Annotated in this window: 13 protein-coding genes and 1 tRNA gene; 4 read left to right on the top strand and 10 right to left on the bottom strand. The window is 70.8% G+C overall.

What is annotated here, in order from left to right; genetic code table 11:
* Nucleotides 1–24: 24 nt before the first annotated feature.
* Nucleotides 25–969: a carbohydrate ABC transporter permease gene (locus tag SKED_RS00915; RefSeq protein WP_012865229.1), complete on the bottom strand. Its 945-nt coding sequence runs from the start codon at nucleotides 967–969 to the stop codon at nucleotides 25–27.
* Nucleotides 966–1,922: a carbohydrate ABC transporter permease gene (locus tag SKED_RS00910; RefSeq protein WP_012865228.1), complete on the bottom strand. Its 957-nt coding sequence runs from the start codon at nucleotides 1,920–1,922 to the stop codon at nucleotides 966–968. The genes SKED_RS00915 and SKED_RS00910 overlap by 4 nt, the downstream gene beginning before the upstream one ends.
* A gap of 156 nt (nucleotides 1,923–2,078) precedes the next feature.
* Between SKED_RS00910 and SKED_RS00905 the strand changes: the two genes are divergently transcribed.
* Entirely contained in the window at nucleotides 2,079–3,260 is a 1,182-nt protein-coding gene (locus SKED_RS00905; RefSeq protein ID WP_012865227.1) for an ROK family transcriptional regulator, read from the top strand.
* A gap of 59 nt (nucleotides 3,261–3,319) precedes the next feature.
* On the opposite strand, the gene SKED_RS00900 is transcribed toward SKED_RS00905, so the two are convergent.
* Complete coding sequence (locus SKED_RS00900) at nucleotides 3,320–4,411, bottom strand: amidohydrolase family protein (RefSeq protein WP_012865226.1); 1,092 nt, start codon at nucleotides 4,409–4,411, stop codon at nucleotides 3,320–3,322.
* A 91-nt stretch (nucleotides 4,412–4,502) separates the two neighbouring features.
* Here SKED_RS00900 and melA point away from each other — a divergent pair, with 91 nt between their 5' ends.
* Nucleotides 4,503–5,810: an alpha-glucosidase/alpha-galactosidase gene (gene melA, locus SKED_RS00895; RefSeq protein WP_012865225.1), complete on the top strand. Its 1,308-nt coding sequence runs from the start codon at nucleotides 4,503–4,505 to the stop codon at nucleotides 5,808–5,810.
* A 75-nt stretch (nucleotides 5,811–5,885) separates the two neighbouring features.
* On the opposite strand, the gene SKED_RS00890 is transcribed toward melA, so the two are convergent.
* The 5 genes from SKED_RS00890 to SKED_RS00870 form a co-directional block, all read right to left on the bottom strand.
* A tRNA-Ser gene (locus SKED_RS00890) sits at nucleotides 5,886–5,972 on the bottom strand.
* A 204-nt stretch (nucleotides 5,973–6,176) separates the two neighbouring features.
* On the bottom strand, nucleotides 6,177–6,788 hold the full coding sequence (locus SKED_RS00885) for a GTP-binding protein (RefSeq protein ID WP_042437655.1): 612 nt from the start codon (nucleotides 6,786–6,788) through the stop codon (nucleotides 6,177–6,179).
* On the bottom strand, nucleotides 6,769–7,179 hold the full coding sequence (locus SKED_RS00880; RefSeq protein ID WP_012865223.1) for a DUF742 domain-containing protein: 411 nt from the start codon (nucleotides 7,177–7,179) through the stop codon (nucleotides 6,769–6,771). Before SKED_RS00880 ends, SKED_RS00885 begins: the two co-directional genes overlap by 20 nt.
* A gap of 7 nt (nucleotides 7,180–7,186) precedes the next feature.
* Nucleotides 7,187–7,636 (bottom strand): roadblock/LC7 domain-containing protein, encoded by a 450-nt coding sequence (locus SKED_RS00875; protein ID WP_012865222.1) that lies wholly within the window; start codon nucleotides 7,634–7,636, stop codon nucleotides 7,187–7,189.
* A 37-nt stretch (nucleotides 7,637–7,673) separates the two neighbouring features.
* Complete coding sequence (locus tag SKED_RS00870) at nucleotides 7,674–11,618, bottom strand: ATP-binding protein (RefSeq protein WP_169310122.1); 3,945 nt, start codon at nucleotides 11,616–11,618, stop codon at nucleotides 7,674–7,676.
* A gap of 192 nt (nucleotides 11,619–11,810) precedes the next feature.
* On the opposite strand from SKED_RS00870, the gene SKED_RS00865 reads away from it, so the two are divergent.
* Both SKED_RS00865 and SKED_RS00860 read left to right on the top strand, forming a co-directional pair.
* Nucleotides 11,811–12,809 carry an NAD(P)H-quinone oxidoreductase gene (locus tag SKED_RS00865; protein WP_012865220.1) on the top strand — a complete coding sequence of 333 codons (999 nt, stop codon included), beginning with the start codon at nucleotides 11,811–11,813 and terminating at the stop codon, nucleotides 12,807–12,809.
* Between the two features lie 107 nt (nucleotides 12,810–12,916).
* Nucleotides 12,917–13,414, top strand: a complete 498-nt coding sequence (locus SKED_RS00860; protein WP_012865219.1) for a proteasome activator — start codon at nucleotides 12,917–12,919, stop codon at nucleotides 13,412–13,414.
* Nucleotides 13,415–13,477: 63 nt separating this feature from the next.
* Here the strand turns inward: SKED_RS00860 and SKED_RS00855 are convergent, their stop codons facing one another.
* Nucleotides 13,478–14,425, bottom strand: a complete 948-nt coding sequence (locus tag SKED_RS00855) for a carbohydrate ABC transporter permease (protein WP_012865218.1) — start codon at nucleotides 14,423–14,425, stop codon at nucleotides 13,478–13,480.
* On the bottom strand, nucleotides 14,422–15,411 hold the full coding sequence (locus SKED_RS00850) for a carbohydrate ABC transporter permease (RefSeq protein WP_012865217.1): 990 nt from the start codon (nucleotides 15,409–15,411) through the stop codon (nucleotides 14,422–14,424). Before SKED_RS00850 ends, SKED_RS00855 begins: the two co-directional genes overlap by 4 nt.
* Between the last annotated feature and the right edge of the window lie 95 nt (nucleotides 15,412–15,506).

The raw sequence follows: 15,506 nt of genomic DNA, 5'->3' as shown, positions 1-15,506 counted from the left end.
GCAGGGAGGAACGGCTCGGGCGGGCTACTTGCCGCCGGAGAAGTTGAGGGACTGCACGAGCTGCCGTCCGAGGAAGATGAGGATGAGGAGCACCGGGATGACCGACAGGGTCGAGCCGGCCATGAGGCCGGTCCAGTCGGGCCGGGTGTTCGGCGACTGCTGCTGGAACACGCTGAGCCCGACGGTGAGCACCCGGGTGCTCTCGGAGTTCCCGGCGACCAGCGGCCACAGGTACTCCTTCCACATCCCGACGAAGGTGATGAGGATCATCGTGGCGATGGGGCCTCGGCTCATGGGGAGCGCGAAGCGCCAGAACCTGCCGAGCGGTCCGACGCCGTCGAGCATCGCGGCCTCCTCGACGGAGCGCGGCAGCGAGAGGAAGAACTGCCGCAGGAAGAAGATCGCGAAGGGTGTGACGAGCAGCGACGGGGCCACGAGGGCGAGCATCGTGTTGAGCAGGCCGAGCTCGCGCATGAGGGCGAAGTTCGGCAGCAGGGTGAAGATCCCCGGGATCATGAGCCCGGCGATGATCAGGACGAAGAGTCCGTCGCGCCCACGGAAGGTGAGGCGGGCGAAGGCGTAGGCCGCCGCGGCGCAGGACAGCGTCTGGGTGAGGGCCACCGACCCGGCGAAGATGAACGAGTTCATCGTGTAGCGCAGGAAGTTGATGCTGGCGCCGGTGCCGCCTGCGGCGATCGCCTCCTCGGTGGTGGTCAGGCCGAGCACACGCCGGAAGTTGACCAGCGTCGGGTCGGTCGGGAACAGCCTGTCCGAGTCGGCGATGAGGTCCGCCGTCGGGGTGAGCGACGTCCGCACCATCCAGTAGAACGGGAACACGGTCGCCACGACGACGAGCCCGAGGACCAGCCAGGCGCCGAGCCTGCCGGGCGCGAGACGGCGGGGGACGAACCGGGACCGCTGGCGGACGGGTGTGCTGACGGCGGCGGGGGCCGCGGTGGTGGTGGTCATGCGAGGTCCGATCGGTTGGCGCGCATGATGCGCAGCTGCACGTAGGTCAGGGCGCCCAGGAGCACCACGAGCAGGATCGACACCGCGGAGGCATAGCCCATGCGGTGGAACGAGAAGGCCAACTGGTAGATGTAGTAGTAGATGACCCGGACCTCGGGGATCGGGTTGTTGCCGTACCCGACCTGGACGAGGTCGAACACCTGGAACGACCCGATGAACGAGACCACGAGCACGAGGGCGATCACCGGTCGGATGAGCGGCAGCGTGATCCCGAAGAACATCCGGGTCTCGGACGCACCGTCGATCGAGCCGGCCTCGTAGAGCTCGGCGGGGACCTGGAGCATCCCGGCGTACAGCAGGAGCGCGGTGTACCCGAGGCCGGACCAGACCGAGATCATGACGATGATCCACAGCGCGGCCTTCGGGTTGTAGAAGGTCACGCCCCCGATGCCGACGGAGTCGAGCAGGTTCTTGAGGTAGCCGACGTTGGCGTCGAGCAGCCAGCCCCAGATGAGCGCGATGGCCACGTTGGGCACCAGCCACGGCAGCAGCAGGACCGACCGCAGCCAGGTCTTGAGGTTGAGCCGCTGCATGAGCGCGGCGAGCACGAGGGCCAGCACCATCACGAGGACGATGTTCGCGATCGCGAAGACGGCGGTGATGCGCAGCGAGCTCCACACCTGGGGGTCGGAGGCGATCTGCCGGAAGTTCTCCAGGCCGATGAACTCGGGCTCCCGGAGGAGGTTGAAGTCCGTCATGGAGTAGTAGGTGCCGCGGATCGTCGGGTAGATCCAGAACACCGCGAACCCGAAGAGCGCCGGGAGGAGGAGGATGGCCGCCGCCCAGGCCTCCTTGCGGTCCCGGATCGGCTTCTTCACGGCGCGGCCTGACGGCCCGTCGTCGCTGTCTCTGCGTCGACCGGGATCGGCCGACGTCTCGAGCAGTCTCGTCACTGAGAACCTCCTGGGCTGTGTGGTGCCCCTGCACTGGTCTGATGGTTAGGCTAGGAACTTGCTAGAACCCTGTCAAGGGCTTTACGTAACCTGGGTCACGTGTGCCACTTCCGTTTGTGGTACTGGTAGTCCACGAGTCGAAGGAGCGGTACACACATGGCGACGATCCAGGTCAGGGAGTACAACCTCGAGCGCACGCTGGGTGCGATCAGGTCGAGCGGTCCGTCGACCACGTCCGAGCTCACCCGCGCCACGGGCCTCTCGCGCCCGAGCATCAACTCCCTCGTCTCCGAGCTCGTCAGGCTCGGCTGGGTCGACGTGGTCGAGCCCGTGCTCGACGGGCAGGGTGGCCGTCCGCCCCAGCGCTTCGCCTTCAGGAGCAGGGCAGGGCTGCTGGTGGGTCTGGACATCGGCGTGCACAGGATCTCCGTGCTGCTGGCCGACCTCGACGGGGGCGTGCTCGTCGAGCACCAGGTCGCCGTCGACCCGGCGCTCGCCCCGCCCGAGCGGCTCGAGGCGATCGACCGGACCCTCGGCGAGGCCCTCGCCGAGCACGGCGCGAGCCCGCACGACGTGTGGGCCGTCGGCGCGGCGGTGACCGGGCCGGTCGACGCGACAGGGCGCACCTCGCTCTTCAGCCCGCTGCCAGGCTGGACCGACGTCGACCTGGTCGGCCACCTGGCCACGACCTTCCCGTGCCCGGTGCGCGTCGAGAACGACGTCAAGCTGGCCCTGCTCGCCGAGCACGCGTGGGGAGCGGCCCAGGGCGCCGACGACGTCGTCTACATCCTCGCGGGCCTGCGGACCGGGGCCGCGGCCTTCGTCAACGGCGTGCTGGTCAAGGGCCACGCCGGTGCCGCCGGAGAGATCGGCCGGCTCCCGGTGGTCCGCTGGAAGAAGGCGATCGGGATCCTGCGCGGGGACCACGCCGGAGACGACGACCTCGACGTCGACGCCACGGCGGCCGCGACCACCTTCGAGACCGCGCGCCGCGGCGACCCCGGCGCGCGACGGCTCGTCCGTGAGTACGCCCGAGCGGTCGCGACGGGTGCGTCCGCCCTCGTGCTGACCCTCGACCCCGAGGTCGTCGTGCTCGGCGGCGGCAGCACACCCTGGGCCGAGCTGTGGGTGCCGGAGTTCTCGGCCATGGTCGGCCGCAGCGTCATCCGCATGCCCGACGTGCGCGTGTCGACCCTGGGTGGCGACCACGTGGCGCGGGGTGCGGTCCGGCTGGCGATGAGCGAGGTCGAGTCCTCCCACCTGACGGGCGAGATCCGACCGGCGAGAGCGCGGGCGTCCGACGCCGACGAGAGCCTCGCGCAGCCTGTCACGACCTGACGCGACCCCGACCGCGGAGAGCGGTGCCGCCGAGACGGCGCGCGCACCCCCGGGGCCGGTCACTCGCCGAGACCCAGTATGCGACGCGCGTTGGTGCTGTAGAGCGAGGTCAGCAGGTCGACCGGGAGGTCGGCGCCGGAGACCGTCCACCGCCCCTGCGGAGGGATGCTCGCGCCGGGTGCGTAGGGGAAGCTCTCGTCGTCGCTCTCGAGGAACCTGAAGTACGTCTCGAGACCGGCGCGCTCGAGGGGGAAGATGTCCGTGCCGAAGAGCACCCTGTCGGGGAACTCCTCGAGCAGGCGACGGAACCGCCGCGGCTGGCGCCCCAGCTCGGCGACGCGGCCCGCGGTGTCGACGAAGAAGTTCGGCAGCTCGCGCAGCAGCCTCGACACGTGGTCCAGGTCTTCCGCGACGCAGCCCACGTGGGCGCCGATGTACGTGGTGCCCGGCGTCGCGCGCACGAGCGCCTCGAGAGCTCCGAGGAGACCGTGGAACGAGGGGTACACCGCCCGGTCCGCGAAGGACCAGTCAGGCTGGCCGGCGAGCTCGTCGAACCTCTCGTTGTGCGCGTCGAGAGGATCGAAGAAGGCGACCGGGTCGGCCACGTGGATGAGCACCGGGAGGCCGAGCTCGCCGGCGACCGTGAGCACCTCCACCACCCGCGGGTCGTCAGGCTGCACGAGCGCGCCCGAGGCGTCGCGGACCGACAGCCCGAGGCTCTTCCACACCTTGACCCCGCGAGCCCCCCGCGCGGCCGAGTCACGCAGCTGCGCGACGAGCCGCTCGACCCCGTCGGGCTCGCTGAGCAGCGGCCACTCCACCTGGCAGAAGGTGACGAACCTGCCGGGGTGGGCACGGTCGTAGCGCGCGAGGTTGGCGTCGAGGGCCTCGCCCCACAACCCGTCGAGGTTGACCACGGTCGTGAGGTTCACCTCGTCCATGAGGGAGAGCAGGGCGTCCACGTCGGGGGTGCACCAGTCGTCGGTGAGCCAGCGACCCAGGTGGTTGTGGATGTCGACCGCCGGGACGGCCGCGCGGGCCACGTGGGTCTCGGGCACCCGCAGCTGTTGTCGGGGCGTCCACTCGGCGAGGCGCAGGTCTGGCACGGGTGGTGTGCTCGGGTTCACGCCCAGGGCGTCGTGAAGCGGCATCGTCGAGGCCTCCGGTGGCTGAAGTTGATCGATTGGGTCGGGTTCCAATCAGATTCTTGCACGCCATCGGATGTTGCGCCATGATCGACCCATGGTTCACATCGCGTTCGTCGGCGCTGGCAGCGTCGTGTTCACCCGTCAGCTCGTGAGCGACATCCTCCGGTTCCCCGAGCTCTCCGGCGCCCACCTGTCCCTCCACGACATCGACCCCGACCGGCTCGCCGTCGCCGAGGCGTCGACGCGGCGCGTCGCAGCCCAGCTCGGTGCTGACGCCCAGGTCACCGCGTCGACCGACCGCCGCACGGCGATCGCCGGCGCTGACTTCGTCGTCAACATGATCCAGGTGGGTGGGGTCGACGCGACCCTGCGCGACCTCGAGATCCCGGCCCGGCACGGGCTGCTCCAGACCATCGGCGACACCACCGGCGTCGGCGGGATCTTCCGCGCGCTGCGCACCTTCCCTGTCATCGAGGCGCTCACCACCGACATGCGCGAGCTGTGCCCCGAGGCCTGGCTGCTCAACTACACCAACCCGATGGCCATGAACGTCTGGTGGGCCTCCGTCGTGGCCCCGGACATCAAGACCGTCGGTCTGTGCCACAGCGTCTACTGGACCGCGCACGACCTCGCCGCCCTCGTCGGGGTCCCCGTCGAGGAGACCCGGTTCCGTGCCGCCGGCATCAACCACCAGGCCTGGCTGCTCGAGTGGGAGCACGAGGGCCAGAGCCTCTACCCGCGGCTCGCCGAGAAGATCGCAGGCGACCCCGAGCTGCAGCGCCGCGTCCGCGTCGAGATGTTCCGCCGGATCGGCTACTACCCCACCGAGACCAGCGAGCACTCCTCGGAGTACCTCCCGTGGTTCCTGCGCTCCCCCGAGCAGATCGAGCAGTACCGCCTCACCCCGCTCGAGTACGCCGACATCAGCCGCGCCAACCTCGCCCAGCTCGACGAGACCCGTCGCATCCTCGCCGCCGACGAGGACTTCCCCCTCGAGGAGGGCGCCAGCGAGTACGCGCCCGTCATCATCCACTCGATCGTCACGGGCACGCCGCGCGAGGTGCACGTCAACGTGCCGAACGCCGGGCTGATCGACAACCTGCCCCAGGGCGCGGTCGTCGAGGTCCCCGCCACCGTCGACGCCTCGGGGGTGCACCCCGTCCCGATGGGTGCGCTCCCGGTGCAGTGCGCGGCGATCAACCAGCCGTACGCCTCCGTCGGCGCCCTGACCGTCGAGGCAGCGCGGCGAGGCGACCCTGTGCTGGTGCGGCAGGCAGCGCTGGTCGACCCGAACACGTCGTCGGTGCTCACACCTGCGCAGATCTGGGCCCTCTGCGACGAGCTCGTCGCCGCCCACGGCGACCTCCTGCCCCCCGCGCTGCGCGTGCAGGTCGGCAGCTGACCCCGCTCCACCCCCGGCACGACGACGGCCCCCGGCCCAGGAGCGAGTCCTGGACCGGGGGCCATCGTCGTGCTGCGGAGGCGGAGGGATTTGAACCCACGGTCGACTCGCGCCGACTCCAGTTTTCAAGACTGGTGCATTAGGCCGCTCTGCCACACCTCCTCGCGTCCTGGCTCGACCTCCCCGGAGGGTGGCAGGCCGTGCGACGCAGGGCACATTCTGTCACGAGACCCGCCCGAGGCCGAACTCCTGCGCCGGCCCAGCGCCCCGGACGCACCGCCGCCCGGCCTCGCGGACGTGGGGGGGACGTCGGGCGAGGCCGGGCGGTCAAGGAGCCTGACGAGGCTCCCTGGTCTGGGTGTCAGCTCACGCAGCCCGGATCTGCTGCATGGCGTGCTGCACGAGCGCGATGAGCGACTGCTTGGTCGCCGCACGCGAACGGGCGTCCGTGTAGAGCATCGGCACGTGCGCGGGGATCTGCAGGGCCTCGCGGACGTCCTCGAGGCGGTGCTTGGCCACACCGTCGAAGCAGTTGACTCCGACCACGAACGGGATCCCGCGGGACTCGAAGTAGTCGACGGCCGGGAAGCACTGCTCCAGGCGGTCGGTGTCGACGAGCACCACGGCGCCGATCGCACCACGGACCAGGTCGTCCCACATGAACAGGAAGCGGTCCTGGCCCGGCGTGCCGAACAGGTACAGCCATAGCGAGCCCGGGAGCTCGATGCGCCCGAAGTCCATCGCGACGGTCGTGGTGGTCTTGCGGTCGGTCTGACCGCCCGCGTCGTCCACGCCGACCGAGTGCTCGGTCATCGCGGCCTCGGTGTTGAGCGGCTCGATGTCCGAGATCGACCCGATGAACGTCGTCTTGCCGACCGCGAACCCGCCGGCCACCACGATCTTGACGACCGTGGGGGCACCGACGGGCTTGCTCACAGCGGTGGCCTCGGTCGGTCCGCTAGAGGGCTGAAATACCATTGAGAACACTCTCCAACACACTCAGGGACAGGGCGGGGTTCTGGCCGTGGCCGGTGTGAACATTGACTGGCGTAGACGTGTGGATGGTCAGGTAGCCGTCCTCTGCGAGGTCGGCGATGAGGATCCGGACCACGCCGAGCGGCATGCGCAGGAGCGCAGACACCTCGGCGATCGACACGTAGTTGCTGGCTGCGTGGCTGAGGATCGCTCGCTTCTCAGGAGGCAGGCCACGGCTGTCGACCGCACCCGGGAGCACCTCGATGAGGGTCTCCAGGGGGAGGTTCGACGTCGCGGACCGCACTCGCCCGCCGGTCACCGCGTACGGGCGCACCGTCGCGGCCTCGAAGTGCTCGCCGTCCATGGAGTGCGAGCCGGAGCGTCTGGTCATCATGGCTACCTCATCCGATGGGGGCTCGGACGGCTCCGTCGACAGGCAGGCTGCTGCGCATCTCGGTGATGAGCTGCGGCGTCAGCGTCGCCTCAGTCCGAGAGACCAGCATCGCCATCTCGTAGCCGATCAGACCGACGTCGCACGTCGAGTCCGCGACAGCCGCGAGGACAGAGCCGTTGGACACGTTCATGAGGAACAGGAAGCCGTTGTCCATCTCGATGATGGACTGGCGGACCGCGCCTCCGTTGAGCTGGCGGGATGCCCCGCGGGTCAGGCTCGACATGCCGGACACGATCGCGGCGAGCTGGTCGCCGCTGGTCCGGTCGAGGTTGTCGGACATGGCCATGAGCAGGCCGTCGGCCGACACGACCAGGGTGTGACGGGTGCCAGGGACAGTCCTGACGAAGTTGTCCAGCAACCAACCGAAGTTCGTCGCCTCGGTGCTGAGAGCGCTCACGCTTCCTCCTTCTCGATGCCTCAGTGGCGATAGACCATCAACGCGGCTGGGGCGCCGAGTCTGGGACGTACTGCGTGCTGAGGTCCACGGCGGGTGCCGCGGCCTCCTCGGTGTGACCTTCGCCCTCGGGTGCCTGACGTCCACGCGAGGTGGCCGACTGGAACGCCGAGAGCCGGGAGCGAAGCTCGGCCGCGTCGCGGCTGATCTTCTGGGACGCGAGGTCGTCGGTGGATTCCGCGACCTCGCCACGGGTACGGCGGGTCAGCCCGCCGCCCTGTGAGGTTTCGACCGCCGCAGGGCGGTAGGAGGACAGCTGGCTCAGCTCGGCCAGCGCCTGCTCCTGGATGTTCGACCGCATGGCGAGCATCGAGGACATGTCCGAGCTGATCTGCCCCGGGGGCGTCCAGCTGTCGGTGGTGCCCGCGATCTTGCCGAGCTCGGCGAGCGCGGTGTCGGGCACGGGGGCAGGGTTCCAGGAGCCGCTCGCCAGGTCTGGCAGCGTGTTGCGCGACGGCGCCGGAGCCCACGCCGACTGGTCCGTCGCGGCTGGGACCGCGAGGACCGGCTCGGGGCTGAAGGCGACCGGCGCGGGCGCCGGGCTCCCTGCACCCGGGCTGAAGACCGCGGGGGTGCGCGGGGTCAGCGCCACGGGCTCTGCGGCGCGCTGCGGCGCAGCGGGCAGGGCCTCGTCGGTCTCGTCGTCGCGCTTCTTCTTGCGGCCGAAGAGGCCGCGTCGCACAGGCGCCTCACGCTGACGGGTCGACCGGCGGGTCGGCGCGTCGGAGAGCACGTCGGCGAAGCTCGGCAGCGGCGCCTCGAAGGCACCCGGGACCGAGGCCTGAGCCACGGGCGCGGGAGCGGCGGGCTGGGCCGCCACGGGCTCGGGCGCCGTCTCGACCGGCGTCGGAGCCGGCGCGGTGGCGTCGACCCGGTCCGACAGAGACCCGACGGGCTCGAAGGACTCCTCGGGGACGAAGGCCGGCTCGGGCGCGAACGCCTGCTCCGGTGCGAACGTCGGCTCCGGTGCGAACGTCGGCTCGGGCTCGAAGACCGGCTGCGGCTCGGCGAGCGCACGCCGCGCCCCGCGGGTCGCGAGCGGCGGGGCCGCCTCGGGCTCCGGCTCGGGCTCGGGCACACCTGCCGCGGACTGCGCCTCGTAGGCGCCCAGGGGCTCGTAGGCGGTCACGGGGGCCCAGGTCGACGACGCGTCGTCGTCCACGGCCTGGGGGCGGACCGGCTCCGGCGCCGAGGCGAACCTGGCCGCCGGCGCGGGCTCGGGCAGCGCAGAGGACTCGGCCCACTGCTGGTCGTCCTGGAGCTGCGGCGCCGCCCACTGCGGCTGAGGCGCCTGCTCCGCGGGCTGCGGCTCGACGACGGGCTGCTCGACGGGGGCGGGGTAGAGGTCGGCCGAGGCCGGCGCCCACTCCTCCTCGTCGGGCTCGAGCGAGGGGACCACGACGGTGCCGCGCGAGGGCAGCTCCGGCTCGGCCGGCTTCGCCACCCCGAGGCTCTCGAGGGCGGAGGTGGCCCACGACTGCGGCTGCTCGTCGTCGGCGAGCCCGGGGACGGCCAGCGGGGCGCCACGCTCGGCGGCGACCGCGTCGAGGGCGGAGGCCCCGTCCTCGAGGGCGTTGAGGGTGCGGAAGCGCGAGAACATCGCGCTGCGACGACCGCCGTCGAGCAGCGGTGCGTCCTGGACGGGCTCGAGGGACGGAGCGCCGGCGGCACCGGCAGACTCCCCACGGGCACGGCTGGGCAAGCTCGGCGGCAGGGCCTCGGCGAGGGTCTGCTCGGGCGCCCAGTCGACGTCCGTCACCGCGGTCAGCTCGACCTCCGGGTCGGCGGCCTCGAGCGCCGGGAGCACGATGGAGTCGTCGGCGGGCGGCAGGTTGGCCGGCGCGGCGGCGACCGGGGCGTCCGGGAGCGCGGCCGAGGCAGGGATCGACGCGCGGCGACGGGGCATGCCCATGCTCGTCGCGCCGTCGGTCAGCGCCTCGAGGTCCACGGGCTCGGCCGTCACGGCCTCGGGTGCCGTCCAGTCCTGGGTGGCCTGCTGCGTCGCGGGGACCAGCGGGTCGGTCGGCAGCTGGAGCGGGACGTCGGACTCGTCCACGAACAGGGAGAGCGGCAGCGACACCGTCACCACGGTGCCGGCGCTGCCGTCGACGGGCAGACCGAACACCACGTGCGCACCGAGCTTGTCGGCGAGACGACCGACCACGAACAGACCGAGGCGCTGGACGCCGATGACGTCGGAGGGCGAGCGCGAGGCGACCTTCTCGTTGGCGCTCGCGATGTCGTCGGCGCTCATCCCGAGCCCGTGGTCGCGCACCTCGATGGTGACGTAGTGGCTCGTGCGGGTCGTGGTGACCTCGACCGCGGTGTTGGGCTCCGAGAACATCGTCGCGTTCTCGAGGAGCTCGGCGACGAGGTGCGCCGCGTTGAGCGCCGTGTGCCCGAGCATGAGCGGGTCGGACTGGAGGTTGAGGTGGATGCGGTCGTACAGCTCGATCTCGGACGACGCGGTGCGGACCACGTCGGATACGGGCATCGGCTGGCGCACGCGGCGGCCCGAGTCGATCCCGGCGAGCACCAGGAGCGACTCGGAGTTGCGGCGCATCCGGGTCGCGAGGTGGTCGAGCCGGAACAGGTTCGCGAGGATGTTCGGGTCTTCCTCGGACCGCTCGAGGTCGTCGAGGAACGCGAGCTGGCGGTTGAGCAGCACGTGGTCGCGGCGGGCCACGTTGACGAACATCTCGGCGATGGACCCGCGCAGCGCGGCCTGCTCGCGGGCGACCTCGACGGTCGTGTGGTTGACGTCGTTGAAGGCCGCGGCCAGCTGGCCGACCTCGTCGTCGGACTCGACGACGATCTCGGGGAGCTCGAAGTCCGGCATCGCACCGGGCACGGCGGTCTGCTCGACGAGCCGCGGCAGCTGGTCGCGGACCTCGCCGGCGGTCTTGGTGAGGTGCTTGAGCGGCCCGGTGATGCGTCGGGCGATGAGCAGCGCGACCACGACGGAGGCGAGGACGGTGAGCATCGCGATGATCACGGTCGCGATCGCGGTGCTGCGGGCGGAGGCCGTCGAGTCCGACGCTGCTTCGGCCATCCGCACGCTCAAGGTCTCGTTGAGCGGCGCGATGCGGTTGACCTCGGTCTCGACCGCACCGGGCCAGCGGGCCGCGAGGTCCGGCCGGACCGAGGAGAAGTCACCGGTCGCGAGCAGACGGCGCAGACCGGTGTACTCCACGTTGGCGCGAGGGAGGATGAGGTCGGTGTCGTCGAGGAACGCCACGGCCTCGGTCGCCCGGGCTCGTGCGGCGTTGGTGTCCGCGACGATCGTGGTGAGCGCGTACACGCGGTTGATGGCCAGCTTGTCGCGCGAGGCGTCGATGAGCGCCTGCTGCATGAGCGGCAGCTCGGCACCGAGCTGGTCGAGGGCGTCGAGCGAGGTGACGTAGGCGTCGACGTCCGCGGCGAGCTGTCGGTCGGTGAGGCCTGCGGAGAGGGCGGACAGGCCGGCGGGCAGGCGCTTGATGAGCGCGGTGTACCGCGTCGAGAGGTCGTCCGGCCCGACGGTGCCGCGCTTCTGCTCGTCGCGGATGACCACCAGGTCGAGGTTGTTCGAGGCGAGCGCACCGTCGAGCGCGGTCCGGACCCGGGGGTCGATCGCGCTGACGTCGACGGCCCGGAAGGCCGTGGCGAGAGAGGCGAGCGCCTCGTCGGTGACCTTGCGGACGGCGACGATCTCGGCCGTCGTCTGACCCCGCGCGGTGGTGACCGACACGGTGCGCTCCTCGGAGAGCGCTGCGCTGGCGGCCTCGATCGCGGGACCGAGGTCGACCGCGTCCTCCGCCTGGCTGGCGACCTTCGCGTCGTCGAAGGCGGCCACGGAGAACAGACCGGCGGCGAAGAACAGCACGATCACAGGCACGGCAAGGGTGGCGAGGATCTTCCCTCGGACGCTCAACCTACGGAGCATCTGTACCCCTCCTCTTCCTTCTCTCGTGCGGTCTTCGGCTCGGTCGGTGCAGACCGAGCACCGCCGGGGCGACACTGACCGCAACCAGACCATCGGCTGCACCCCGCGACACCTTGAGGAGAACCGCGGACTTTAACCCGAGCGGTCCCCCGCCCCCGGGCCGGGAGCCCCGCGCGGTCGTACGCTGGACCGATGCACGCGGTCACGATCACAGCGCCAGGCGGTCCCGAGCAGCTCACCTGGCAGGAGGTCCCGACGCCCGTCCCCGCACCCGACGAGGTGCTCGTCCGGGTCGCCGCGGCCGGGGTGAACCGTGCCGACCTCATGCAGCGCCAGGGGCACTACCCGCCGCCGCCGGGCGCGCCGGAGTGGCCCGGGCTCGAGGTGTCGGGCGTCATCGAGGCCCTCGGGTCCGAGGTCGCCGGGTGGCAGGTCGGCCAGCGCGTCGCGGCGCTCGTCGACGGCGGCGGCTACGCGACCCACGCGGCCGTGCCCGCGACCCAGCTCTTCACGGTGCCCTCCGGCATGGGCCTGGTCGAGGCGGCAGCACTCCCCGAGGCGGTCTGCACCGTGTGGAGCAACCTCGTGGGCGCCGCGCACCTCACCGCAGGCCAGACGGTCCTGGTGCACGGCGGCGCCGGCGGCGTCGGGACCGTCGCCGTCCAGGTGGCCGTGGCCCTCGGCGCCCGGGTGCTGGTCACGGCCGGCAGCCAGGAGCGGGTCGACGCGTGCGTCGCCCTCGGTGCGGCGGCCGGCTTCGTCTACCGGACCACCGACGGCTCGTCCTTCACCGAGGCGCTGCCCGGACTCGTCCAGGAGCAGACCGACGGTCGCGGGGCCGACGTCATCCTCGACGTGGTGGGCGCCGCCTACCTCGACGCGAACCTGCGCTCGCTCGCCACCGGCGGACGCCTGGTGGTCATCGGCATGCAGAAGGGCACCCGCGCCGAGCTCGACCTGGGCCGCCTGCTCACCCAGCGTGCCTCCGTGGTCGGCACGACGCTCCGTGCCCGGCCGCGCTCGGAGAAGGCAGCGATCGTGGCCGCGGTCCGCGAGCACGTGTGGCCGATGCTCGAGGACGGCCGGCTGCGCCCCGTGGTGCACGCCGAGGTCCCGATGCGCGACGCGTCGCGCGCACACGAGCTCATGGACTCCGGAGCGGTGCTCGGCAAGGTCCTGCTCGTCACCTGAGCGTCGCCATCGCCACCAGGACTGCACACCGCTACCTCCGGTCCACGGCGGGAAGCCGGTCCGCCGTCCCCCTGTGCGGGTGCGGTGTTCTGCGTGAGACTGGAGGCATGGCACCGACAGAGCACGCACCCGACGACGAGCGCTCCCGGACCACGGTCATCCACGAGCCGGCCAAGATCCTGCGGATCGGCGAGATGGTCAAGCGTCTGCTCGAGGAGGTGCGCAGCGCGCCGCTCGACGAGGCGGCCCGGGCCCGGCTCGCCGAGGTGCACGAGCGGTCCCTCGCCGAGCTCGAGGACGGGCTCTCCCCCGACCTCGTCGCCGAGCTGCACCGCGTGACCCTGCCGTTCACGGACGACGTCGTGCCGTCGGAGTCGGAGCTGCGCATCGCGCAGGCCCAGCTCGTCGGCTGGCTCGAGGGCCTCTTCCACGGGCTGCAGACCGCGATGGTGGCGCAGCAGATGGCTGCCCAGGCACAGCTGCAGGGCGGGCAGCGTGCGCTGCCGGCCGGGCTGTCGGCCGACGGGTCCCGGACAGCCGACGGGTCTAGGACAGCAGAGAGCCCGGGGGCGGACGGACGTCCGACCCCGGGCCAGTACCTCTGAGACACCACTGGAGTGTCCGAGCCATCGGACCCGCCGCCCCTCCCCGGTGCAGCGGGTCCGCGCTCAGCCTTTGACGGACCCCGCGAGGAGTCCCCTCACAAAGTACCGCTGAAGTGCCAAGAACACGATCAGCGGGACGATCATCGACACGAATGCACCCGCTGACAGCAGGTGCCACTGCGAGCCACGGGTTCCCGCGAGCTCCGCGATGCGCACCGTGAGCGGGAACGTGTCGGTGCTGCCGAAGGTCAGCGACACCAGCAGGTCGTTCCACACCCACAGGAACTGGAAGATCGCGAAGGACGCGATCGCCGGCGTCAGCAGCGGCAGGAGCACCTGGAAGAAGATCTTCACGTGCCCCGCGCCGTCGACCCGTGCGGCCTCGACCAGGGACGGCGGGATGTCCTTCATGAAGTTGTGCAGCAGGAAGATCGCGAGCGGCAGCGCGAAGATCGAGTGCGACAGCCAGATGGCCCAGAACGACCCGTTGACGCCCCACTGGACGTACTGGGAGAGCAGCGGGATCAGGGTGACCTGGATCGGCACCACCTGCAGGGCGAAGACCGCCACGAACAGCAGGTCGCGTCCGCGGAACTCGATCCACGCGAAGGCGTAGGACGCGAGCAGCGCGAGCGAGATCGGGATGACCACAGCGGGCAGCGTGACCACCACGGAGTTGATGAACACCGTGGCGAAGCTCGTCGACGACCCGAAGAGCACCTCGGAGTAGTTCTCGAGGGTGAGGGTCGGGTCCTTCCAGAGCGTCCACCAGCCCGAGGACCGGATGTCGGCCCGGGGCCGGAACGAGGTGACGAGCAGCCCGAAGGTCGGGATGGTCCAGAGGATCGCGAGCACGATCGCGACGAAGGACGCCCACGGCGAGCTGAGCCGTCCCTTCGCGGCGATCGCACGCTTCTCCGTCCGGCTGAGCCTCTTCGTCGAGACGTTGGGCGTCGACTCGTCGCCGTCGGACTTCACGAGGGGGCCGACGGGGTTCACGGGGGCGCTCATCGGATCTCCTCGGTCATGCGGAGCTGGCGGACGTTGTAGATGACCAGGGGCACCACGAGGATGAACAGGATCACCGCGAGGGCGGCACCGAGACCCTGGTTACGGATGACGAAGCTCTGGTTGTAGAACTCGTTCGCGACCACCGAGGTGTCGAAGTTGCCGCCGGTCATGGTCCGGACGATGTCGAAGACCTTGAGCGTGCCCATGGCGATCGTCGTGACGACGACGATGAGCGCGGGACGGATGCTCGGGACGGTGATGTACCGGAACATCTTCAGCCCCTGGAGCCCGTCGAGGCGGGCCGCCTCGACGATGTCGTCGGGGATGGCCTTGATGGCCGCGGAGAGCACGGTCATGGAGAAACCGGCCTGGATCCAGATCATGACGACGATGAGGAAGAAGGTGTTGGCGGGCGCCCCGAGCAAGAACTGCTGAGGTTCGAGCCCGATCCAGACGAGCACCTGGTTGAGCACACCGGTCTGGTTCACACCAGGCTGGTCCGGCTTGTACTCGTAGACGAACTTCCAGATGATGCTCGCCCCGACCATGGAGATGGCCATCGGCAGGAAGATCAGCGTCTTCGCGAGGTACTCCATGCGGGTGCGGTCCACGAGGACCGCGTAGACGAGGCCGACGAGCGTCGCGACGAGCGGGACCAGGACCACCCACAGGACGGTGTTCCTCAGCACCACCTGGAACTGCTCTTCGGTGAACGCGGTGATGTAGTTGTCGATCCCCACGAAGTCGGCGCCGTTGCGGTTGAACAGCGACGACCAGATGGTCCGGATCCCGGGGTACAGCAGCCCGAAGCCGAGCCCGAGGATGGCGGGGCCGAGGAACCCCGCGGTCACGACCCAGCGGGGGATCTTCTTGGGGCGGTCGACCGCGAAGAGGATCGCGCCCATGATGACGACGAAGAGGACGATGGCGATGACCATCAGCGCCAGCTTGTGCGGCGTCGACTCCGCGTTGATGAACCAGTCCATGCTCTACCTCCACGGCCGCGGGGACTGCGTGGGCAGCACTGCCCAGGCAGGTCCGACGCCGTGCGAGCCCCGGTGGGGTCGCACGGCGTCGGACG

Source organism: Sanguibacter keddieii DSM 10542, from assembly GCF_000024925.1.
Classification (GTDB): Bacteria; Actinomycetota; Actinomycetes; order Actinomycetales; family Cellulomonadaceae; genus Sanguibacter; species Sanguibacter keddieii.
This window is presented reverse-complemented; position numbering and strand designations above follow the sequence as displayed.